The organism is Paraburkholderia monticola, assembly GCF_001580545.1.
Taxonomy (GTDB): Bacteria; Pseudomonadota; Gammaproteobacteria; order Burkholderiales; family Burkholderiaceae; genus Paraburkholderia; species Paraburkholderia monticola.
Genome location: NZ_LRBG01000039.1, coordinates 680,820 through 696,181, shown reverse-complemented (window position 1 = coordinate 696,181; position 15,362 = coordinate 680,820). Strand labels below are relative to the sequence as shown.

At 64.8% G+C, this 15,362-nt stretch carries 11 protein-coding genes; 4 read left to right on the top strand and 7 right to left on the bottom strand.

The window, feature by feature from the left end; translation table 11 throughout:
* Nucleotides 1-93: 93 nt before the first annotated feature.
* The 7 genes from CI15_RS34290 to CI15_RS34265 all read right to left on the bottom strand — a co-directional run bounded on the left by CI15_RS34290 (nt 94) and on the right by CI15_RS34265 (nt 9,270).
* Entirely contained in the window at nt 94-2,478 is a 2,385-nt protein-coding gene (locus tag CI15_RS34290) for a DNA polymerase II (RefSeq protein WP_062137990.1), read from the bottom strand.
* Entirely contained in the window at nt 2,471-2,608 is a 138-nt protein-coding gene (locus CI15_RS37205) for a hypothetical protein (RefSeq protein WP_162532576.1), read from the bottom strand. The genes CI15_RS34290 and CI15_RS37205 overlap by 8 nt, the downstream gene beginning before the upstream one ends.
* Nucleotides 2,609-2,765: 157 nt before the next feature.
* Nucleotides 2,766-4,964 carry an ESPR-type extended signal peptide-containing protein gene (locus tag CI15_RS34285; protein WP_075643833.1) on the bottom strand — a complete coding sequence of 733 codons (2,199 nt, stop codon included), beginning with the start codon at nt 4,962-4,964 and terminating at the stop codon, nt 2,766-2,768.
* 596 nt (nt 4,965-5,560) lie between these two features.
* Nucleotides 5,561-6,571: a DUF2891 domain-containing protein gene (locus CI15_RS34280; protein ID WP_062137983.1), complete on the bottom strand. Its 1,011-nt coding sequence runs from the start codon at nt 6,569-6,571 to the stop codon at nt 5,561-5,563.
* Nucleotides 6,572-6,581: 10 nt separating this feature from the next.
* On the bottom strand, nt 6,582-7,532 hold the full coding sequence (locus tag CI15_RS34275) for a DUF979 domain-containing protein (RefSeq protein WP_062137981.1): 951 nt from the start codon (nt 7,530-7,532) through the stop codon (nt 6,582-6,584).
* Complete coding sequence (locus tag CI15_RS34270; protein ID WP_062137978.1) at nt 7,529-8,221, bottom strand: DUF969 domain-containing protein; 693 nt, start codon at nt 8,219-8,221, stop codon at nt 7,529-7,531. The genes CI15_RS34275 and CI15_RS34270 overlap by 4 nt, the downstream gene beginning before the upstream one ends.
* Before the next feature lie 131 nt (nt 8,222-8,352).
* Nucleotides 8,353-9,270, bottom strand: a complete 918-nt coding sequence (locus CI15_RS34265) for a LysR family transcriptional regulator (protein WP_062137975.1) — start codon at nt 9,268-9,270, stop codon at nt 8,353-8,355.
* A gap of 104 nt (nt 9,271-9,374) precedes the next feature.
* On the opposite strand from CI15_RS34265, the gene mdlC reads away from it, so the two are divergent.
* The 4 genes from mdlC (at nt 9,375) to CI15_RS34245 (ending at nt 15,263) form a co-directional block, all read left to right on the top strand.
* Complete coding sequence (gene mdlC, locus CI15_RS34260) at nt 9,375-11,018, top strand: benzoylformate decarboxylase (protein WP_062137972.1); 1,644 nt, start codon at nt 9,375-9,377, stop codon at nt 11,016-11,018.
* 32 nt (nt 11,019-11,050) lie between these two features.
* Nucleotides 11,051-12,505 (top strand): aldehyde dehydrogenase, encoded by a 1,455-nt coding sequence (locus tag CI15_RS34255; protein WP_062137969.1) that lies wholly within the window; start codon nt 11,051-11,053, stop codon nt 12,503-12,505.
* A gap of 60 nt (nt 12,506-12,565) precedes the next feature.
* Nucleotides 12,566-13,978 (top strand): MFS transporter, encoded by a 1,413-nt coding sequence (locus CI15_RS34250; protein ID WP_062138421.1) that lies wholly within the window; start codon nt 12,566-12,568, stop codon nt 13,976-13,978.
* Nucleotides 13,979-14,126: 148 nt separating this feature from the next.
* Complete coding sequence (locus CI15_RS34245; protein WP_062137966.1) at nt 14,127-15,263, top strand: porin; 1,137 nt, start codon at nt 14,127-14,129, stop codon at nt 15,261-15,263.
* Nucleotides 15,264-15,362 lie beyond the last annotated feature (99 nt).

Sequence of the window (15,362 nt, the reverse complement as noted above, 5' to 3'; positions counted from 1 at the left end):
GCACGATACAGTGGGTGTGGGATCGTGTGCCTCATCTTTATAGGACGAGACAGCAGCGGATTCAACTAGCGGGGCTACCAGGCGCCTCCAGGCTTAGAACAACTGTTTCTGCCCCGACATCAGCGTCGTGAAATCGTCGCGCAGTAAAGGCAGAATCGCATCGGCCACCGGCTGCAATTGGCGCGTCAGATAGTGCTCGTAGTCGATCGCCGAGCGCAGCGTTTCGAGCGGCTCGGGGCCGGCCACCGTCATCACGTAGCTGATCCAGCCGCCGTTCTGATATTGCAGCGGACGTCCCTGCTGGCGATTGAACTCATCGGCGACGCGTGCCGCGCGCACATGGGGCGGCACGTTGCGCTCGTAAGCATCGATCGGTCTGCGCAACTGCTTGCGATAGACGAGCTGATCGTCGAGCCGGCCCGCGAGCGTATCGCGCACATAGTCGCGCACGTAATCCTGATAGGGTTGCCGCTTGAAGATACGCCGGTAGAGTTCCTGCTGAAACTGCTGCGCAAGCGGCGTCCAATCGGTGCGCACGGTTTCGAGCCCTTTGTAGACCACATCCTCGCGGCCATCCGGCAAGACGGTTAGACCTGCGTAGCGTTTCTTGCTGCCTTCCTCGGCGCCGCGCACCGTCGGCATGAAAAAGCGCCGATAGTGCCGCTCGAATTGCAGTTCCAGCGCGCTGTCGATGCCGAAGCGCGCCTGCAGCTTCTGCCGCCACACCGCGTTGATATGCTCGACGAGGGCGCGGCCGATGCGCGCGGCGTCTTCCTCGCCATGCGCGTGTTTGAGCCACACGAAGGTGGAATCGGTGTCGCCGTAGATCACTTCGTAGCCTTGCGCCTCGATCAGTTCGCGCGTCGTGTGCATGATCTCGTGGCCGCGCATCGTGATCGACGACGCGAGCCGCGGATCGAAGAAGCGGCAGCCGGTCGAGCCGAGCACGCCATAAAACGCGTTCATGATGATCTTCAGCGCCTGCGACAGCGGCTTGTTCTGCTCGCGCTTGGCCGCTTCGCGCGCCTGCCACACCTGCGCGACGATCGATGGCAAACAATGTCGCGTGCGCGAGAAACGCGCGCCGAGAAAGCCGGGTACCGAATGCGCGTCGTCGGGATGCAGCATGCCTTCGACGAGACCGAGCGGGTCGATCAGAAACGTGCGGATGATCGATGGATACAGGCTCTTGTAGTCGAGCACGAGCACCGAATCGTAGAGGCCTGGCCGCGAATCCATCACGAAGCCGCCGGGACTCGCCGCGCCGGCCACGTCGCCGAGATTCGGCGCGACATAGCCTTGCCGATGCATGCGCGGCATGTACAGATGCGTGAACGCCGCGACCGAGCCGCCGCTGCGATCGGCGGGCAGGCCGGTCACGGTCGCGCGTTCGAGCAGGAACGGCAGCAGTTCGGTTTTCGCGAAGATGCGCGTGACGAGCTCGCAGTCCTTCAGGTTGTAGCGCGCGAGCGCGGGCTTGTCTTCGTCGAAGCGGCGCTGGATTTCGTCCATGCGCTGGTAGGGATTGTCGATCGCCTTGCCTTCGCCCAGCACCGAGCGCGACACGTATTCGAGGCTGAACGACGGGAAGCTCCACGTCGCCGAACGCAAGGCCTCGATGCCGTCGATGACCCAACGTCCCGCCACACCCGCAAAAAAATGATTGCGCGTGACGCCGTGCTCGCGCCACTCCATCACCGCGCCGCCGCGGCCGATGCGCAGCGGCACCCGGTACTGCTCGGCATGCTGTTGCAGTACCTTCAGATCGAACTGCACGAGATTCCAGCCGATGATCGCATCGGGATCGTGTCGCTCCATCCACGCGATCAGCTTTTCGAGCAACTGTGCACGGGTTTCGCAGTATTCGAGCTTGAAGTCGAGAGCGCCTGCGTCGGTATCCTCGGCGTGGTTGCCATTTGGCGGTCCGAGCATATAGACCTGGCGCTCGCCGCAGCCTTCGAGTGCGATCGAATACAGCTCGGCATGCGCGCTCGTTTCGATGTCGAGCGACACGAGCTTCAACGGCGGACGATATTCGTTGGCCGGTTTGAGTTCGCCATCGAGCCACGGGCCCTTGTGCTGCGGCTCGCCGCTGAACCACACGGGCGCGGTGATGAAGCGCTCCATCATGTAACGCTCGGGCGGCTGGATATCGGCTTCGTAGATATCGACGCCGCCTTCCCGCAGGCGTTTTTCGAATCCCTTCAATTGCCGGTATTGCGGACAATAAAGCCCGCTGACCGGCCGATGCTGGAAGTCACGCAATTCGAGCGGGCGCAGATCGAGCGGCGCGTCGCGGCGCAGGATCGCTTCCGCGCGCTCGCCATGTTCAGCCGGAATGAAGGCGACGGACGGCTGAGGGCGCAGGCGCAGGTGGCGCGGTCCGCTGTCCGTAGCCAGCCAGAACTCGATTTCCGTGCCGGCCGGAGTGTCCCGCCAATGTCGGGTCAAAATGAAACCCTGCTCGAACTCAGTCAAACTTCCACCTTTTAAGCGGCGCAATCGCCATGCGCGATTTTACCGCCGCGTCGATCTTGCGCGGCATGTGGTCCTTCAGCACGGTTTCCTCGAGCGTCACCATCGTCACCATCTCGAGTTGGTGCTGCATGGGCGTTGGTCTCCTGAGCATGATGCTCATGAAATGACAAAGCCCGGCGCGTGGCCGGGCGTTGGGGGTACTTTGTGATCAGTCTGACGCATCAGAACATCCGATGCGTGCTTTCCGCGAACCGTCCCGGCTGCATGCCCGGCCGGGAAACGACTGCTTAAAAATAGAAGCCCGCGCTGAGCGATGCGCCGACCTCGCCACGGGTGCTCGTGCTGGCGGCACCCTTGACCGTCCACTTGCTGTCACGCGTCATGTAGGACACGCCAAGCGCGGAACCCGCCTGGCCGCCGTAGGTGCTGGCGCCCAGTGCAACCATGGTCCGCCCTGGCAGGACTGACTGCGGCAGGTTCGCGATAGCCATCGCCGACGCGACACCGCCCATTGCGTCCTTGCGGAGTCCGTCCATATCGCTGCGCACGCTGTTCAACTGACCCACGTTCACCGCGTCAGTGGGCGCCGTGCCTGCCGCGACGTTGGTGATCTGGCGTTCGTTACCGACCGAGCCCACCGACACCGAGTTGTCGCGGTCCGTCACCGAACCTTGGCCCAACGCGACCGAGTTCGCATGGGTAGCCTGCGAGCCCGTACCCATTGCCGTCGAGTTGACGCCCGTCGCCGCGGCGTTGGCGCCGACTGCCACTGCGTTGTCCGCTGTCGCGCTGGCGTTCGCGCCGATCGCCGCGGTGTGGTCGCCGGAAGCAACGGCACCCGCGCCGACGAGCGTACTGGCCACGCCAGCACCTGGCATCGCCGCATTGACCGCCACGCCATTGCTGTCGCCTGCCGGCTGAACATTCGACACCTGGGTGTTGAGATCCGACACCTTTCCATTGATATCCGTTACCTGGTCCTGCAACGCCGACAGCTGGCCGTAGTTCACCGCGTCGTACTGGCTCGCGCCGTTTGCCACATTGGTCAGGACCACCGGACCTGCGCTCTGAGCTCCGCCCAGCGTGACCGAATTGAAGTTCACCGAACCGTCGACGTTACGGTCGTACTGCACCGCGCCCGACAGTTGCGTGCCGACATCGCCCACTTGAGTCTGCAGCTTGGTGATGTCCGAGGTGTTCTGCGTCACCCGGTCATCGAGGTTGGTGACCGCGTCGCCCACGCTATGAACCGTCTTACCGCCCACGCTGTAGCTCGGCGCCGAGATCGTGCCGTCCGGGTTCACCGTCGAACCGCCGCCCAGACCCGCTGCTGCACTGGACGCCACTGCGTGCAACTGGCTGCCATTGATGGCATCCACGCTCGTTGCATTGACCGCGCCATTGGCCACGCCCGTCACCACGCGGTCGCCCGCCGTTCCCGCCATGTTCATCACCGTCCCATCGGTATCCTTGGCCACCGTGATGTCACCCGTGCTCGCGTCCTGCAGCACCAGACCCGGACCAGTCGAACTCTCCGCCAGTTGTTTCTGCACGTTCGTGATGTCGTCCTTGTTCCTTGCGATGTCCCCTGTGTTGGTCGTTACCCGTCCGTCGATGTTGGTGATCGCAGCACCCACGCTGGTGACCGTCGTGCCGCCCACGCTGTAGCTCGGCGCGGTGATCGCACCCGTGGCCGCGTTATAGGTCGCACCGCCGCCCAGTGCCCGCGCCATATCCGCGCCGATCGCGTTCGACTTGGCCGCTTCCGATTCCAACTGGCTGACATTCACCGCATCCGTCGCGGCCGAACCGGCTGCGACGTTTGTCACGCGACGTTCATTGCCTGCGGAACCCACCGACACTTCGCCCTTCGCCGCCGCCGCGGTACCCGACAATGTCGTCGAACCCGGGTTGTAGCCTGCTGTGGTCAGATCGGCCGTCGTCGTCGAACCTGCGCCCAGCGCCACTGAATTGGCCGCCGTCGCGTTGGCCCCTGCGCCCATTGCGCTCGAATTGGCCGCCATCGCGCGGGCCCCTGCGCCCATTGCGCTCGAATTGACCGCATTCGCCATCGCACCGCGGCCAAGTGCAGTAGCCTTGTCCGCGTTGGCGGTGGCGCTGTCGCCCATCGCGACAGAGCCATCACCGGCTGCTTTCGAATTAGTACCGATCGAAGTAGCACTCCATGCGGTTGCCGTCGACGTACTTGCATCAGCATTCATACCTACAGCTATATTGGAGTCATTTGTTCCAGAAGTCTTAGCCCCTTGGCCAATTGCGATGGAAGTTGCTCCTTTGGCATTACCGCCGCCCGCGTTGTACTGTGCGTGTGCGACCGGTGCCAACGAAGCAGCGGCCACAAGCGCGGTCGCCACAACTGCAGAAACCTTTGCCTTGCTACGCTTGCCGCGTGCCGTCGTATTCTCGGAGGCTGCTACCCACGATCCACGCGCCTCATTCCAGATGCTGACATATGACTTGTTCATAATGCGTTCCTTTTACAAGAGTTGGTCAGTTGATAAACGTAGTACTGCGTACCAAATAGAGATCAATCCTGCCCTGCAGATCAGTAATTTCTCGCTGGAGATGTGTGACGGTGACGCGCGCTCCAACACCGGAGAGCCAGTGATGACTGGTCAATAGCTGTTGATCTGAGTGCCGGAAGAGTCAGATCGCTTTGCGCTGATCTCTTCAACTGACTCCAGTCTATATTTTTGGGACAGAGTGAAAATGGGATCGGTCCGAAATCCCAATACCTCGTTGTTATTTTCTAGCCGGCTGTCGAAATGCTTTTCGCGCCGGTTATCCGGGCGGGAGGGGGAAACGTCGAATTAAGGAATCGGACAATACTGAGACCACAGCGATGCTGCGGAACTGACAGCTATACCGAATCGATGTTCACGGTGTCCAGGCTGGATGACTTCGTTTCGGCTAATCAACCATTGCGACCAATCTTCGCCACGACTGAAAAACAAAACCCCACGCTCCGGAAAGCGTGGGGTTGGTCAGCAGGCTGGCGGCGCTTCATACCGAAGCGCCCCGACAAACTCAGCGTGACTTCTTCAAAGTGCTGTCATCTCGCTCAAGCTTCGAGTGCGAGCGTTGCGAACGTGGCGAGCCAGTGCTCGCCCATGTAGTCGCCGGCCACGTGCGGCAGCGCGCTGTGCAGATGCCGCTCGGCCGCATCGAACAGCACCGTGCGACGCACATCGCCGGCGGGCAGCGCACGCGCGAGCGCCCGCTGGCACCACGCGCGGCTCAGATTGAGGCCGTCCAGGTGTGCGATCTTGCCGTCGCTGCGATCGGTCACGGTGACGGGTTCGAACAGCGTCGCCGGCTTCTTGGCGCCGAGGTCCGGCAGGAAACGCCCGAACCAGTCGGCGAACTGCGCGGGCGGCAACACGCGCCGCATCAGCTCCGCCTCCATCAGCGACGGCGACAGGAACTCGTCGCCGGCCGGCTCCCACGCCTGGCACGCGACGTCGTTCAGATACCAGCGCTCCGCGGTGCTGACGATCAACGCTTCGAGCGATTCACGCGAGGTCTGCCGCGCGAAATCGAGCGTCAGCGCGAGCGCGAATGCCATGTTGAAGTGCGTGCCGACGCGCAGCGGATAGGTCGCTTTCGGCAGGAACTCCTCGAAGCGGTCGACGAACGTTTGGGCGAGCGGCGCGAAAATCTTCGCCCAGCGCGCGGCTTCCGAGATTTTCAGCGTCTGCAGTTGCGCGCCGAGCGCGAGCAGCCACGCCCAGCCATACGGCCGCTCGAAGCCGCGATTGTGCGGCAGGTCCAGATAGGCGAGCTCACCGGCGACGTTCGCCTCGGTGAAATGCTCGTCGACCACCGCGACGATGCGGGCGGCCTCGGGCAGATCGGGGAAGCGTTCGAGCAGATGCAGGATCAGCCAGTAGCCGTGCACGCACGAATGCCAGTCGTAGCTGCCGTAGAAGATCGGATGCAGCGCGCGCGGGCCCTGCACATCCTGCGGGCCGGCGAGCGAATGCGTGAGCTTGTTCGGATATTCGCGCGTGAGGTGGGCGAGCGCGACATTGGCGAATTTCGACGCGATTTCGCGGGTCAGTTGGGTGGTCATCGGCGGCTCCTTAGAAGCGGAATACGAACACGTACAGCAGTATGGTGTTGACGATCAGCAATAGTAAAGCGGTCGGCCATTGCGCCTTGATCACGCCGTTCTGGTCCTTCAGTTCGAGCAGCGCGGCGGGGACGATGTTGAAGTTCGCGGCCATCGGCGTCATCAACGTGCCGCAGAAGCCGGACAGCATGCCGATCGCGCCGAGTATCGCGGGGTTGCCGTTGAATTGATGCACGATCAGCGGCAAGCCGATGCCGGCCGTCATCACCGGAAACGCGGCGAACGCATTGCCCATGATCATCGTGAAGATCGCCATGCCGAACGTGTAGGCGGCGACGACGGCAAATGCGGAGTCGTCCGGTATCCACGCTTTCACGAGATCCGACACGACGTGACCGACGCCCGCGACCGCGAACAGTGCGCCGAGCGCGGCAAGCATCTGCGGCAGGATCGCGGCCCAGCCGACCGTATCCATGGTCTGGCGAGCGTCCTTCAACGCATGCACGGGCGAGTCGCGCAACATGAAAAGCGCCGCGCCGAACGCGACCAGGGTGCCGAGCACGAGCGAAATCAGCGTGACGTTCTTCGTTTCGACGAAGGGCACGTATTTGAGCGTCAGCGTACCGACCAGCGTGATGACCGGAATCAACAGTGCTGGAATGAACAGCCGGTTGCCGAAGCGTTGCGCGTTCGCTTCGCGACGCGCGGCGGCTGCTTCACCGTTGCTGTCGTTGCGACCTTTGCCGAGCTTGCCGGAGCCCGCGATCAACGCGAGCGCGATCGCCAGACACCCCGTCACGAAGTGCGGCAGTTCCGCGCCGAACAGGAACGTGATCGCGTAAGTACCCCAGAACAGAAAGTTGACGACGCGCCGCGGGTTCGTGCGGTCCTGCAGATTGAACAGCGCGAACGCGGCGAACATCAGGCCGGCGAGCACATAGAGGGATTCGAGCTTGATCATGATTGCGTCGCGCTCCGTTTGAAGGCGCTCATCTTGTGCGACAGGTTGCGGTCGAGCAGGATCAGGCGGATCACGTGAATGACGAGCGCGGCGATCGCGGTCGGAATCGCCCACACCGATACGTGCAACGGCTCGACCACGATGCCGTTCTGTTCGAGAAAGCCCTTGATGAGCAGGATCGACTGGATCGCGATGAAGATGTCCTCGCCGAAGAACACGGCGATGTTGTCGACCGCCGACGCGTTCGCGCGAATCTGCTGACGCACTTCGTCGGGCAACTCGCCATGACGGTTCGCGGCGGCGGCTTCGGCCATCGGCGCGATCAGCGGACGCACCATCTGGGCATGGCCGCCGAGCGAGGTGAGCCCGAGCGCGGCCGTCACCTGGCGGATCACGAAGTAGAGCATCAGCACGCGGCCGGTGGTGGCCGCATGCAGGCGCGAGATCAGATGCCGCGCCTGTTCCTTGAGACCGTTGCGTTCGAGCAGCGCGATCACCGGCAGCGTGAGCCAGATCAGGCCCATGTAGCGGTTATCCGCGAACGCCTTGCCGAAGGCGCTGACGATCTCCACCGTGTGCAAGCCGCCGGCGATACCGGTCGCGACGCCCGCGATCGTGACCACCAGCAGCGCATTGAAGCGCAATGCGAAGCCGAGCACCACGATCGGCACGCCTATCAAAACCCACATCCGGTTCCCCTTGTTTTCGTTTCCGCGACCGCAAAGCGACGGAATCTAACATGAGAATTTATTGATAAATAGTCGAGAAAGTCTCTTCATCGGGTAAACGCCGAGAAGGTGGCTGCAGCTGCGAAGCGTCATCAACCCTCGGTCATGCCTTCGGCCGTCAACTGCCGCAACTGCTCCAGCAGCTTCATCGCCGGGCTCGGCAGAATCCCCTGACGGCGCCGGAACGCGGTCAACGTGCGCCGTCCGACCACGCCCGGCACGCCGAGCGTATCGAACACGCCGGCCTTGCTCTCGGTCACGTACATCGTCGACGCCATCCAGCTCAGAAAGCCCGAACGCGCGACCAGACTCTTGAGCGCCGTCACCGAGCGCGTTTCGACGACGACGTTCGGCAGTCCCAGTCCCCGTTCGGCAAACACGCTCTGCATGTGCTCGAACGGCCCGGTGCCGCGCGGCGGAATCGCCCAGCGTTCGCCCAGCGTGTCGGCGAGCGTGAGCTCGGGCTTGCGCCGCAACGGATGATCGAGCGCGGCGACCACGTAGCTCGCGTCTTCCCAGCGGCAATCCGGGACCGCGGTGATCTCGTCGGTGTCGGGCACGGCCATGCTGAGCGCGAGATCGATCTCGCGTTTGACGAGCGCATCGGCGAGCCGGTCCCACACGCCCTCGATGATCTCCACGCGCAGATTCGGCCACTTCGTCAACACGCCGCTCACCGCGAGCGGCAGCACGAGGCTCGCGATGCTTCCGACCGCGCCGACGCGGATCGTCCCCCGCGCGAGGCCGCGCATCGCGTCGATTTCCTCGCGCGCCTGTTCGGCTTCGCGCTGCAACAGGATGGCGTGCGGCAGCAGTGCTTCGCCGACCGCGGTCAGATGCATGCCGCGAGAATGCCGCTCGAACAGGGGCGCGCCGACCTTTTCCTCGAGACGACGGATGGTGCGGCTCAACGCCGGTTGTGTAATGTGCAGCGCTTCCGCGGCGCGCCCGAGGCTGCCGCTCTCGACGATCACCGCGAACGCCTGCAATTGCTGGAGGTTGTAAGTCATGCCGAAAGGTAATGGCTTTTTGCAAATTAGGCAATTTTCGGTTACCTCGGCGGTCGTGATAATGGTCTTTCGATTTTTCGCGCTCACCAGACAGGAGGCCTCGCATGACAGGCAGCGCGCCGCAGCAGATTCAAGGACAGGTAATGGAACAGGGCACGCAATGGACCGTACGCGACGCGGTCATCGACTTCGCGCGCCGCGTCGGCATGACGTCGATCTTCGCGAACCCCGGCTCGACCGAGCTGCCGATGTTCCGCGATTTCCCCGCGGATTTCCGCTACGTGCTCGGTCTGCAGGAAGCGGTCGTGGTCGGTATGGCCGACGGTTACGCGCAGGCCACTTGCAACGCGGCGCTCGTCAACCTGCATTCGGCGGCGGGTGTCGGCAATGCGATGGGCAATATCTTCACGGCGTTTCGCAATCGCACGCCGCTCGTCGTCACCGCCGGTCAGCAGGCGCGCTCGATCCTGCCGTTCGACCCGTTCCTCGCCGCGACCCAGGCGACCGAATTGCCGAAGCCTTATGTGAAGTGGAGCATCGAGCCGGCGCGCGCGCAGGACGTGCCGCTCGCCATTGCGCGCGCGCACGCGATCGCGATGCAGGAGCCGCGCGGCCCCGTGTTCGTGTCGATTCCCGTCGACGACTGGGATCAGCCGGCCGAGCGGGTGCCCGAGCGCGAGGTCGCGCACATCGTGCGTCCCGATCCGGCGATGCTGGCGCGCATCGGCGCGTTGCTCGACGCGTGCGAGCGTCCGGCGTTCGTGGTCGGCGGCGCGGTCGATCGCGCGGATGCGGCCGCGGACGTCGTGCGGCTCGCGGAACGGCATGCCGCGCGCGTCTACGTCGCGCCGATGACGGGGCGGTGCAGCTTCCCCGAAACGCATCGGCTGTTCGCGGGCTTTTTGCCGGCGATGCGCGAGCGCATCGTCGAATTGCTCGGCGCGCATGATGCGATCTTCGTGATCGGCGCGCCCGCGTTCACGTATCACGTCGAAGGCAGCGGGCCGCATGTGCCGCCGGGCGCGCAGCTGTGTCAACTGATCGACGATCCGGGCGTTGCCGCATGGACGCCGCAGGGCATCGCGGCGGTCGGCAACGTGCGGCTCGGGGTGCAGGATCTGCTCGCGCGTGCCGCGCCCAAAGCGCGTGAGTTGCCCTCGCCGCGCGCGACGGCGCCCCGTGCGCTGCCGCCTGCGCAAGGCGAGCGGATGTCGGTCGCGTTCGCGTTGCAGACCCTTGCCGAAGTGCGCGACCCCGATGGCATCGTCGTCGAGGAAGCGCCGAGCTCGCGGCCCGTCATGCAGACCTATCTGCCGATCGCGCGCGCCGGTGCGTTCCTGACGATGGACAGCGGCGGCCTCGGCTACGGCATGCCGGCCGCGGTCGGCGTCGCGCTTGCGCGGCCCGGCGAGCGCGTGATCGCGTTGATCGGCGATGGTTCGAGCATGTACTCGATCCAGGCGATCTGGAGCGCGGTACAGATGCAACTGCCGATCACGTTCGTCATCCTGAACAATACGCGCTATGCCGCGCTGCAGGATTTCGCGCCGGTGTTCGGCTTCACGCCGGACGAGACCGTGCAGGGCACGGATTTGCCGGGCCTCGACTTCGTGACGATCGCGGCGGGCATGGGCTGTCCTGGCGTGCGCGTCAGCGATGCGGCGGAACTCGCCGGTGTGTTGCGTCGCGCGTTGTCCGCGGATCACGTGAAAAGCGGGCCCACGCTCGTCGAAGCGATCGTCGCGTAACTGGCATTTTCCATTCAGAAGGAGAGAGACAAATGACGAAAAACGTATCGATGCTGATCGGCGGTGACGAGGTCCAGGCGCGCAACGGCGCGACTTTTGAGCGCCGCAACCCGCTCGACGGCGAGGTCGCGACGCGTGCGCCGGCCGCGACCGTCGAAGATGCCGTCGCCGCCGTCGCCGCCGCCGCGGCCGCCTTTCCGGTGTGGTCCGCGCTCGGGCCGAGCGAGCGCCGCGCGCTGCTGACGAAGGCCGCGCACGCGCTCGAGGCGAAGGCCGACGCATTCGCCGCCGCGATGGCCGCCGAGACCGGCGCGTCAGGCATCTGGGCAGGCTTTAACGTGCATCTCGCGGCAGCCGGCCTGATCGAGGCGGCCGCGCTGACCACGCAGATCGCCGGCGAACTGATTCCATCGGACGTGCCCGGCAGTCTCGCGATGGGTGTGCGTCAGCCCGCGGGCGTCGTGCTCGGCATCGCGCCGTGGAACGCGCCGGTGATTCTGGCGGTGCGCGCGATCGCGCTGCCGCTTGCATGCGGCAACACGGTGGTGCTGAAGGGCTCGGAGATCTGCCCGGCCACGCACGGCCTCATCATCGAGGCGATGCAGGAGGCGGGTCTGCCGCGCGGCACCGTGAACTTCGTGACCAATGCACCGGCCGACGCCGCGCGCATCGTCGACGCGATGATCGAACACCCGGCCGTGCGGCGCGTGAACTTCACGGGCTCGACGCGCGTGGGTCGCCTGATCGCCGAAACGTGCGCGCGCAATCTGAAGCCTGCCGTGCTCGAACTCGGCGGCAAGGCGCCGCTCGTCGTGCTCGACGACGCCGACATCGGCGCCGCGGTCGATGCGGCCGTGTTCGGCGCGTTCGCGAATTCCGGACAGATCTGCATGTCGACCGAGCGGATCATCGTCGACGAGAGCATCGCCGACGCGTTCGTCGAGCGGCTCGCCGTGCGCTCGCGCGCACTGCCTCTCGGCGATCCGCGCAAGGGACCGGTCGTGCTCGGCTCGGTGGTCGACATGAGCACGGTCGAACGCTGCAACGCGTTGATCGACGACGCGCTCGCCAAAGGCGCGACGCTCGTGTGCGGCGGCAGGAGCGAAACCACGCTGATGCCCGCGACGCTGCTCGATCGTGTGACGCCGGACATGCGCATCTACCACGACGAATCGTTCGGGCCGGTCAAGCCGATCGTGCGCGTGCGCGGTGAAGACGCCGCGATCGCATGTGCGAACGACAACGAGTACGGCCTGTCGGCGGCGGTGTTCAGCCGCGATACGGCCCGCGCATTGAACGTCGCAAAGCGCATCGAGTCGGGCATCTGCCACGTGAACGGCCCCACCGTGCACGACGAAGCACAGATGCCGTTCGGCGGCGTCAAGGCGAGTGGCTTCGGCCGCTTCGGCGGCAAGGCGGGGATCGCGGAGTTCACCGATTTGCGCTGGGTTACGCTCCAAACCACGCCGCGTCACTATCCGTTCTGACGAGAAGCGCCACAAAAAATCGAACAACGCGCATGCAGCGCGAACAACGGAGACATGCTCATGAATTACGTTCCTCCCGCTTCGGCGGCGGCCTCGGCCGCGCGCGACGACGCGGCGCTCGCCGGCATCGCCCGCGGCGGCAGCACGGTCGACATCGGTCATGCGCTCGATGACGGCATCTACACGCTGCTGCAGAAAGTCGCGGTGGTGCTCGCGGCGCTGTCGATCGTCGTCGACGGTTTCGACAGCCAACTGATCGGCTTCGCGATTCCGATGCTGATCAAGGAATGGGGCATCACGCGCAACGCCTTTGCGCCGGTGGTCGCGTCGGGGCTGATCGGCATGGGCATCGGCAGTGCGTTCGCGGGGCTGTTCGCCGATCGGTTCGGCCGGCGCTGGGCCGTCATCGGCAGCGTGTTCGTGTTCGGCGCGGCAACCTGCGCGATCAGCCTCGCGCCGAACGTCGCGGCCATCGCGGCGCTGCGCTTTCTCGCGGGGCTCGGCATCGGCGGCGCGCTGCCGACGTCGACCACGCTGACCGCCGAGTTCACGCCCGCGCGTTTTCGTACCTTCGCGGTGACGGCGACGATTCTGTGCGTGCCGCTGGGCGGCATGGTCGCCGGATTGTTCGCCGGGCAGGTCTTGCCGGTCTATGGCTGGCGCGGTCTGTTCGTCGCGGGTGGCGTGCTGCCGCTGGTGCTCGCCGTCGTCCTGCTTGCCGCGCTGCCCGAGTCGCCGCGCTTTCTGGCGCGTCGTCCGCATCGCTGGCCCGAGCTCGTGAAGCTGCTGCGGCGCATGGCGCGCGACGTGTCGGCCGATGCGAGCTTCACCGATGTGCGCGAGCAGAGCGACGAGCGCCATGTCGGCTTCACGGCGCTGTTCCGCGATGGCCGTTCACGTGACACCGTCGCGATCTGGGGCGCGTTCTTCATGTGCCTGCTCGCGGTGTACGCGGCGTTCAGCTGGCTGCCGTCGATGCTGACGAGCGAGGGCTTGAGCGTGTCGCTCGCGGGCTACGGCCTGAGCGCCTACAACCTCGGCGGTGTGATCGGCGCTGTGCTGTGCGCGCTCGCGATTGGGCGGTACGGCTCTCGCTGGCCCCTGCTGGTGTGTTGCGTGGGCGGGGTCGCGAGTGCATGGGTGCTGCTCGGCGTCAGCGCGACGCAGCACACGGCGTTGATGATCGTCGGCCTCGGCTTGCACGGTCTGTTCGTCAACGCGGTGCAATCGACGATGTACGCGCTGTGCGCCTACGTCTATCCGACCAGCGTGCGGGCGACGGGTACCGCGTCGGCGCTCGCGTTCGGCCGGGTCGGCGCGATTCTGAGCGCATTCGCCGGCGCTGCGGTGATCACGGCCGGCGGCGCATCGGGCTATCTGCTGATGCTCGGCATTGCAATGGCAGTCGTGCTGCTCGCGCTGGCGATGGTGCGGCGGCATATTCCGCGTCGAGGCGTCGCGACAGCGCGCTGATCGACGCGACGGTCCCTCGCGGTGCGTTCGTATCGCGGGGGCGGTTGCGCGTGATCTGATTTTTCCCCTTGCGGTTCTTCGTCTCTCGCGCATCGCGAGCGGACGGCGCACGTCTGTCATTAATAACAAACAGGAAATCATGGAGACTATGAAACTACGGATTGCGACAGCACTTGTCTTGTCGAGCGTCAGCGCCCTGGCGTGCGCGCAGAGCAGCGTGACGCTTTACGGCATCGTCGATACGGGCGTCGAGTACGTTTCGCATGCGAATGCGGCAGGCGATAGCGTCGTGCGAATGCCGGGCATTACGGGTGAAATGCCGTCGCGCTGGGGCTTGCGTGGTAACGAAGCATTGGGCGGCGGTCTGTCGGCGATCTTCACGCTCGAAAGCGGCTTCAACATGCGCAACGGCACGTTGAACCAGGGCGGCCGCCTGTTCGGCCGTCAGGCCTGGGTCGGACTGAATACGCCGTATGGCGCGCTGACGTTCGGGCGCCAATACACGATGACCTTCTGGGCGCTGTCGGACGCGGATCTGTTCGGCCCCGACATCTATGGCGGGACCGCGTCGTTCGATCAATATCTGCCAAGTGCGCGTAGCGACAACACGGTCGTCTACAAGGGCAGCTATGCGGGCTTCACACTTGGCGCGACATGGTCGTTCGGCCGCGATGCGACGGGCACGGGCAATTCGCCGGGGCAGGGGACCTGCGCCGGGCCGACAGCCGGCAACGGGCCGACCTGCCGCGAATGGTCCGCGATGCTGCGCTACGATCGCAATGGCTACGGTGTCGCCGCGGCCTACGATCAGCAACACGGTGGCCCGGGTGCGATGGCGAATATGTACGACGGCACGCCGTCGTTCGACTTCTCGAATCCGGGCGACACGGACGTGCGTATCCAGTTGAATGGCTATGGCCACGTCGGCAACTTGCGGCTTGGCGGCGGCTGGCTTGGGCGGCGCGTCGACACGGTTTCGGCGGCCACGCCGAACGTGCATACCGACCAGTTTTACCTGACCGCCTCGTATCCGGTGACGCCGGCATTGATCGTCGATAGCGGCGTGTATCACATCGTCAACAGCCGCGACGATGCGCGCGGCACGATTGCCGCATTGCGTACTACCTATCTGTTGTCGAAGCGTACGGCGGTGTATCTGCAGGGCGCGTATCTCTGGAACAGCGACAAGGCGGCTTATACGGTCAGCCAGGGCGGCGGCGGTACGACGCCAGCGCCGGGGGCGGGCCAGCTTGGTCTGATGGCGGGACTGCGGCACAGCTTCTGATTATCGGATGGCCTGCCAGATAGGGACGCGGGCCATCTCTCAGATTTTCGGCCACGCTCTGGCGAGCGTGGCCGAATTCCAATGATCGTTTCCACCCGT

Bases quoted from the DNA above. Each gene is read 5' to 3' on its own strand.
- CI15_RS37205 (WP_162532576.1), bottom strand. From the start codon at position 2,608: ATGCAGCACCAACTCGAGATGGTGACGATGGTGACGCTCGAGGAAACC.
- CI15_RS34285 (WP_075643833.1), bottom strand. From the start codon at position 4,964: ATGAACAAGTCATATGTCAGCATCTGGAATGAGGCGCGTGGATCGTGG.
- CI15_RS34280 (WP_062137983.1), bottom strand. From the start codon at position 6,571: ATGACCACCCAACTGACCCGCGAAATCGCGTCGAAATTCGCCAATGTC.
- CI15_RS34275 (WP_062137981.1), bottom strand. From the start codon at position 7,532: ATGATCAAGCTCGAATCCCTCTATGTGCTCGCCGGCCTGATGTTCGCC.
- CI15_RS34270 (WP_062137978.1), bottom strand. From the start codon at position 8,221: ATGTGGGTTTTGATAGGCGTGCCGATCGTGGTGCTCGGCTTCGCATTG.
- CI15_RS34265 (WP_062137975.1), bottom strand. From the start codon at position 9,270: ATGACTTACAACCTCCAGCAATTGCAGGCGTTCGCGGTGATCGTCGAG.
- mdlC (WP_062137972.1), top strand. From the start codon at position 9,375: ATGACAGGCAGCGCGCCGCAGCAGATTCAAGGACAGGTAATGGAACAG.
- CI15_RS34255 (WP_062137969.1), top strand. From the start codon at position 11,051: ATGACGAAAAACGTATCGATGCTGATCGGCGGTGACGAGGTCCAGGCG.
- CI15_RS34250 (WP_062138421.1), top strand. From the start codon at position 12,566: ATGAATTACGTTCCTCCCGCTTCGGCGGCGGCCTCGGCCGCGCGCGAC.
- CI15_RS34245 (WP_062137966.1), top strand. From the start codon at position 14,127: ATGAAACTACGGATTGCGACAGCACTTGTCTTGTCGAGCGTCAGCGCC.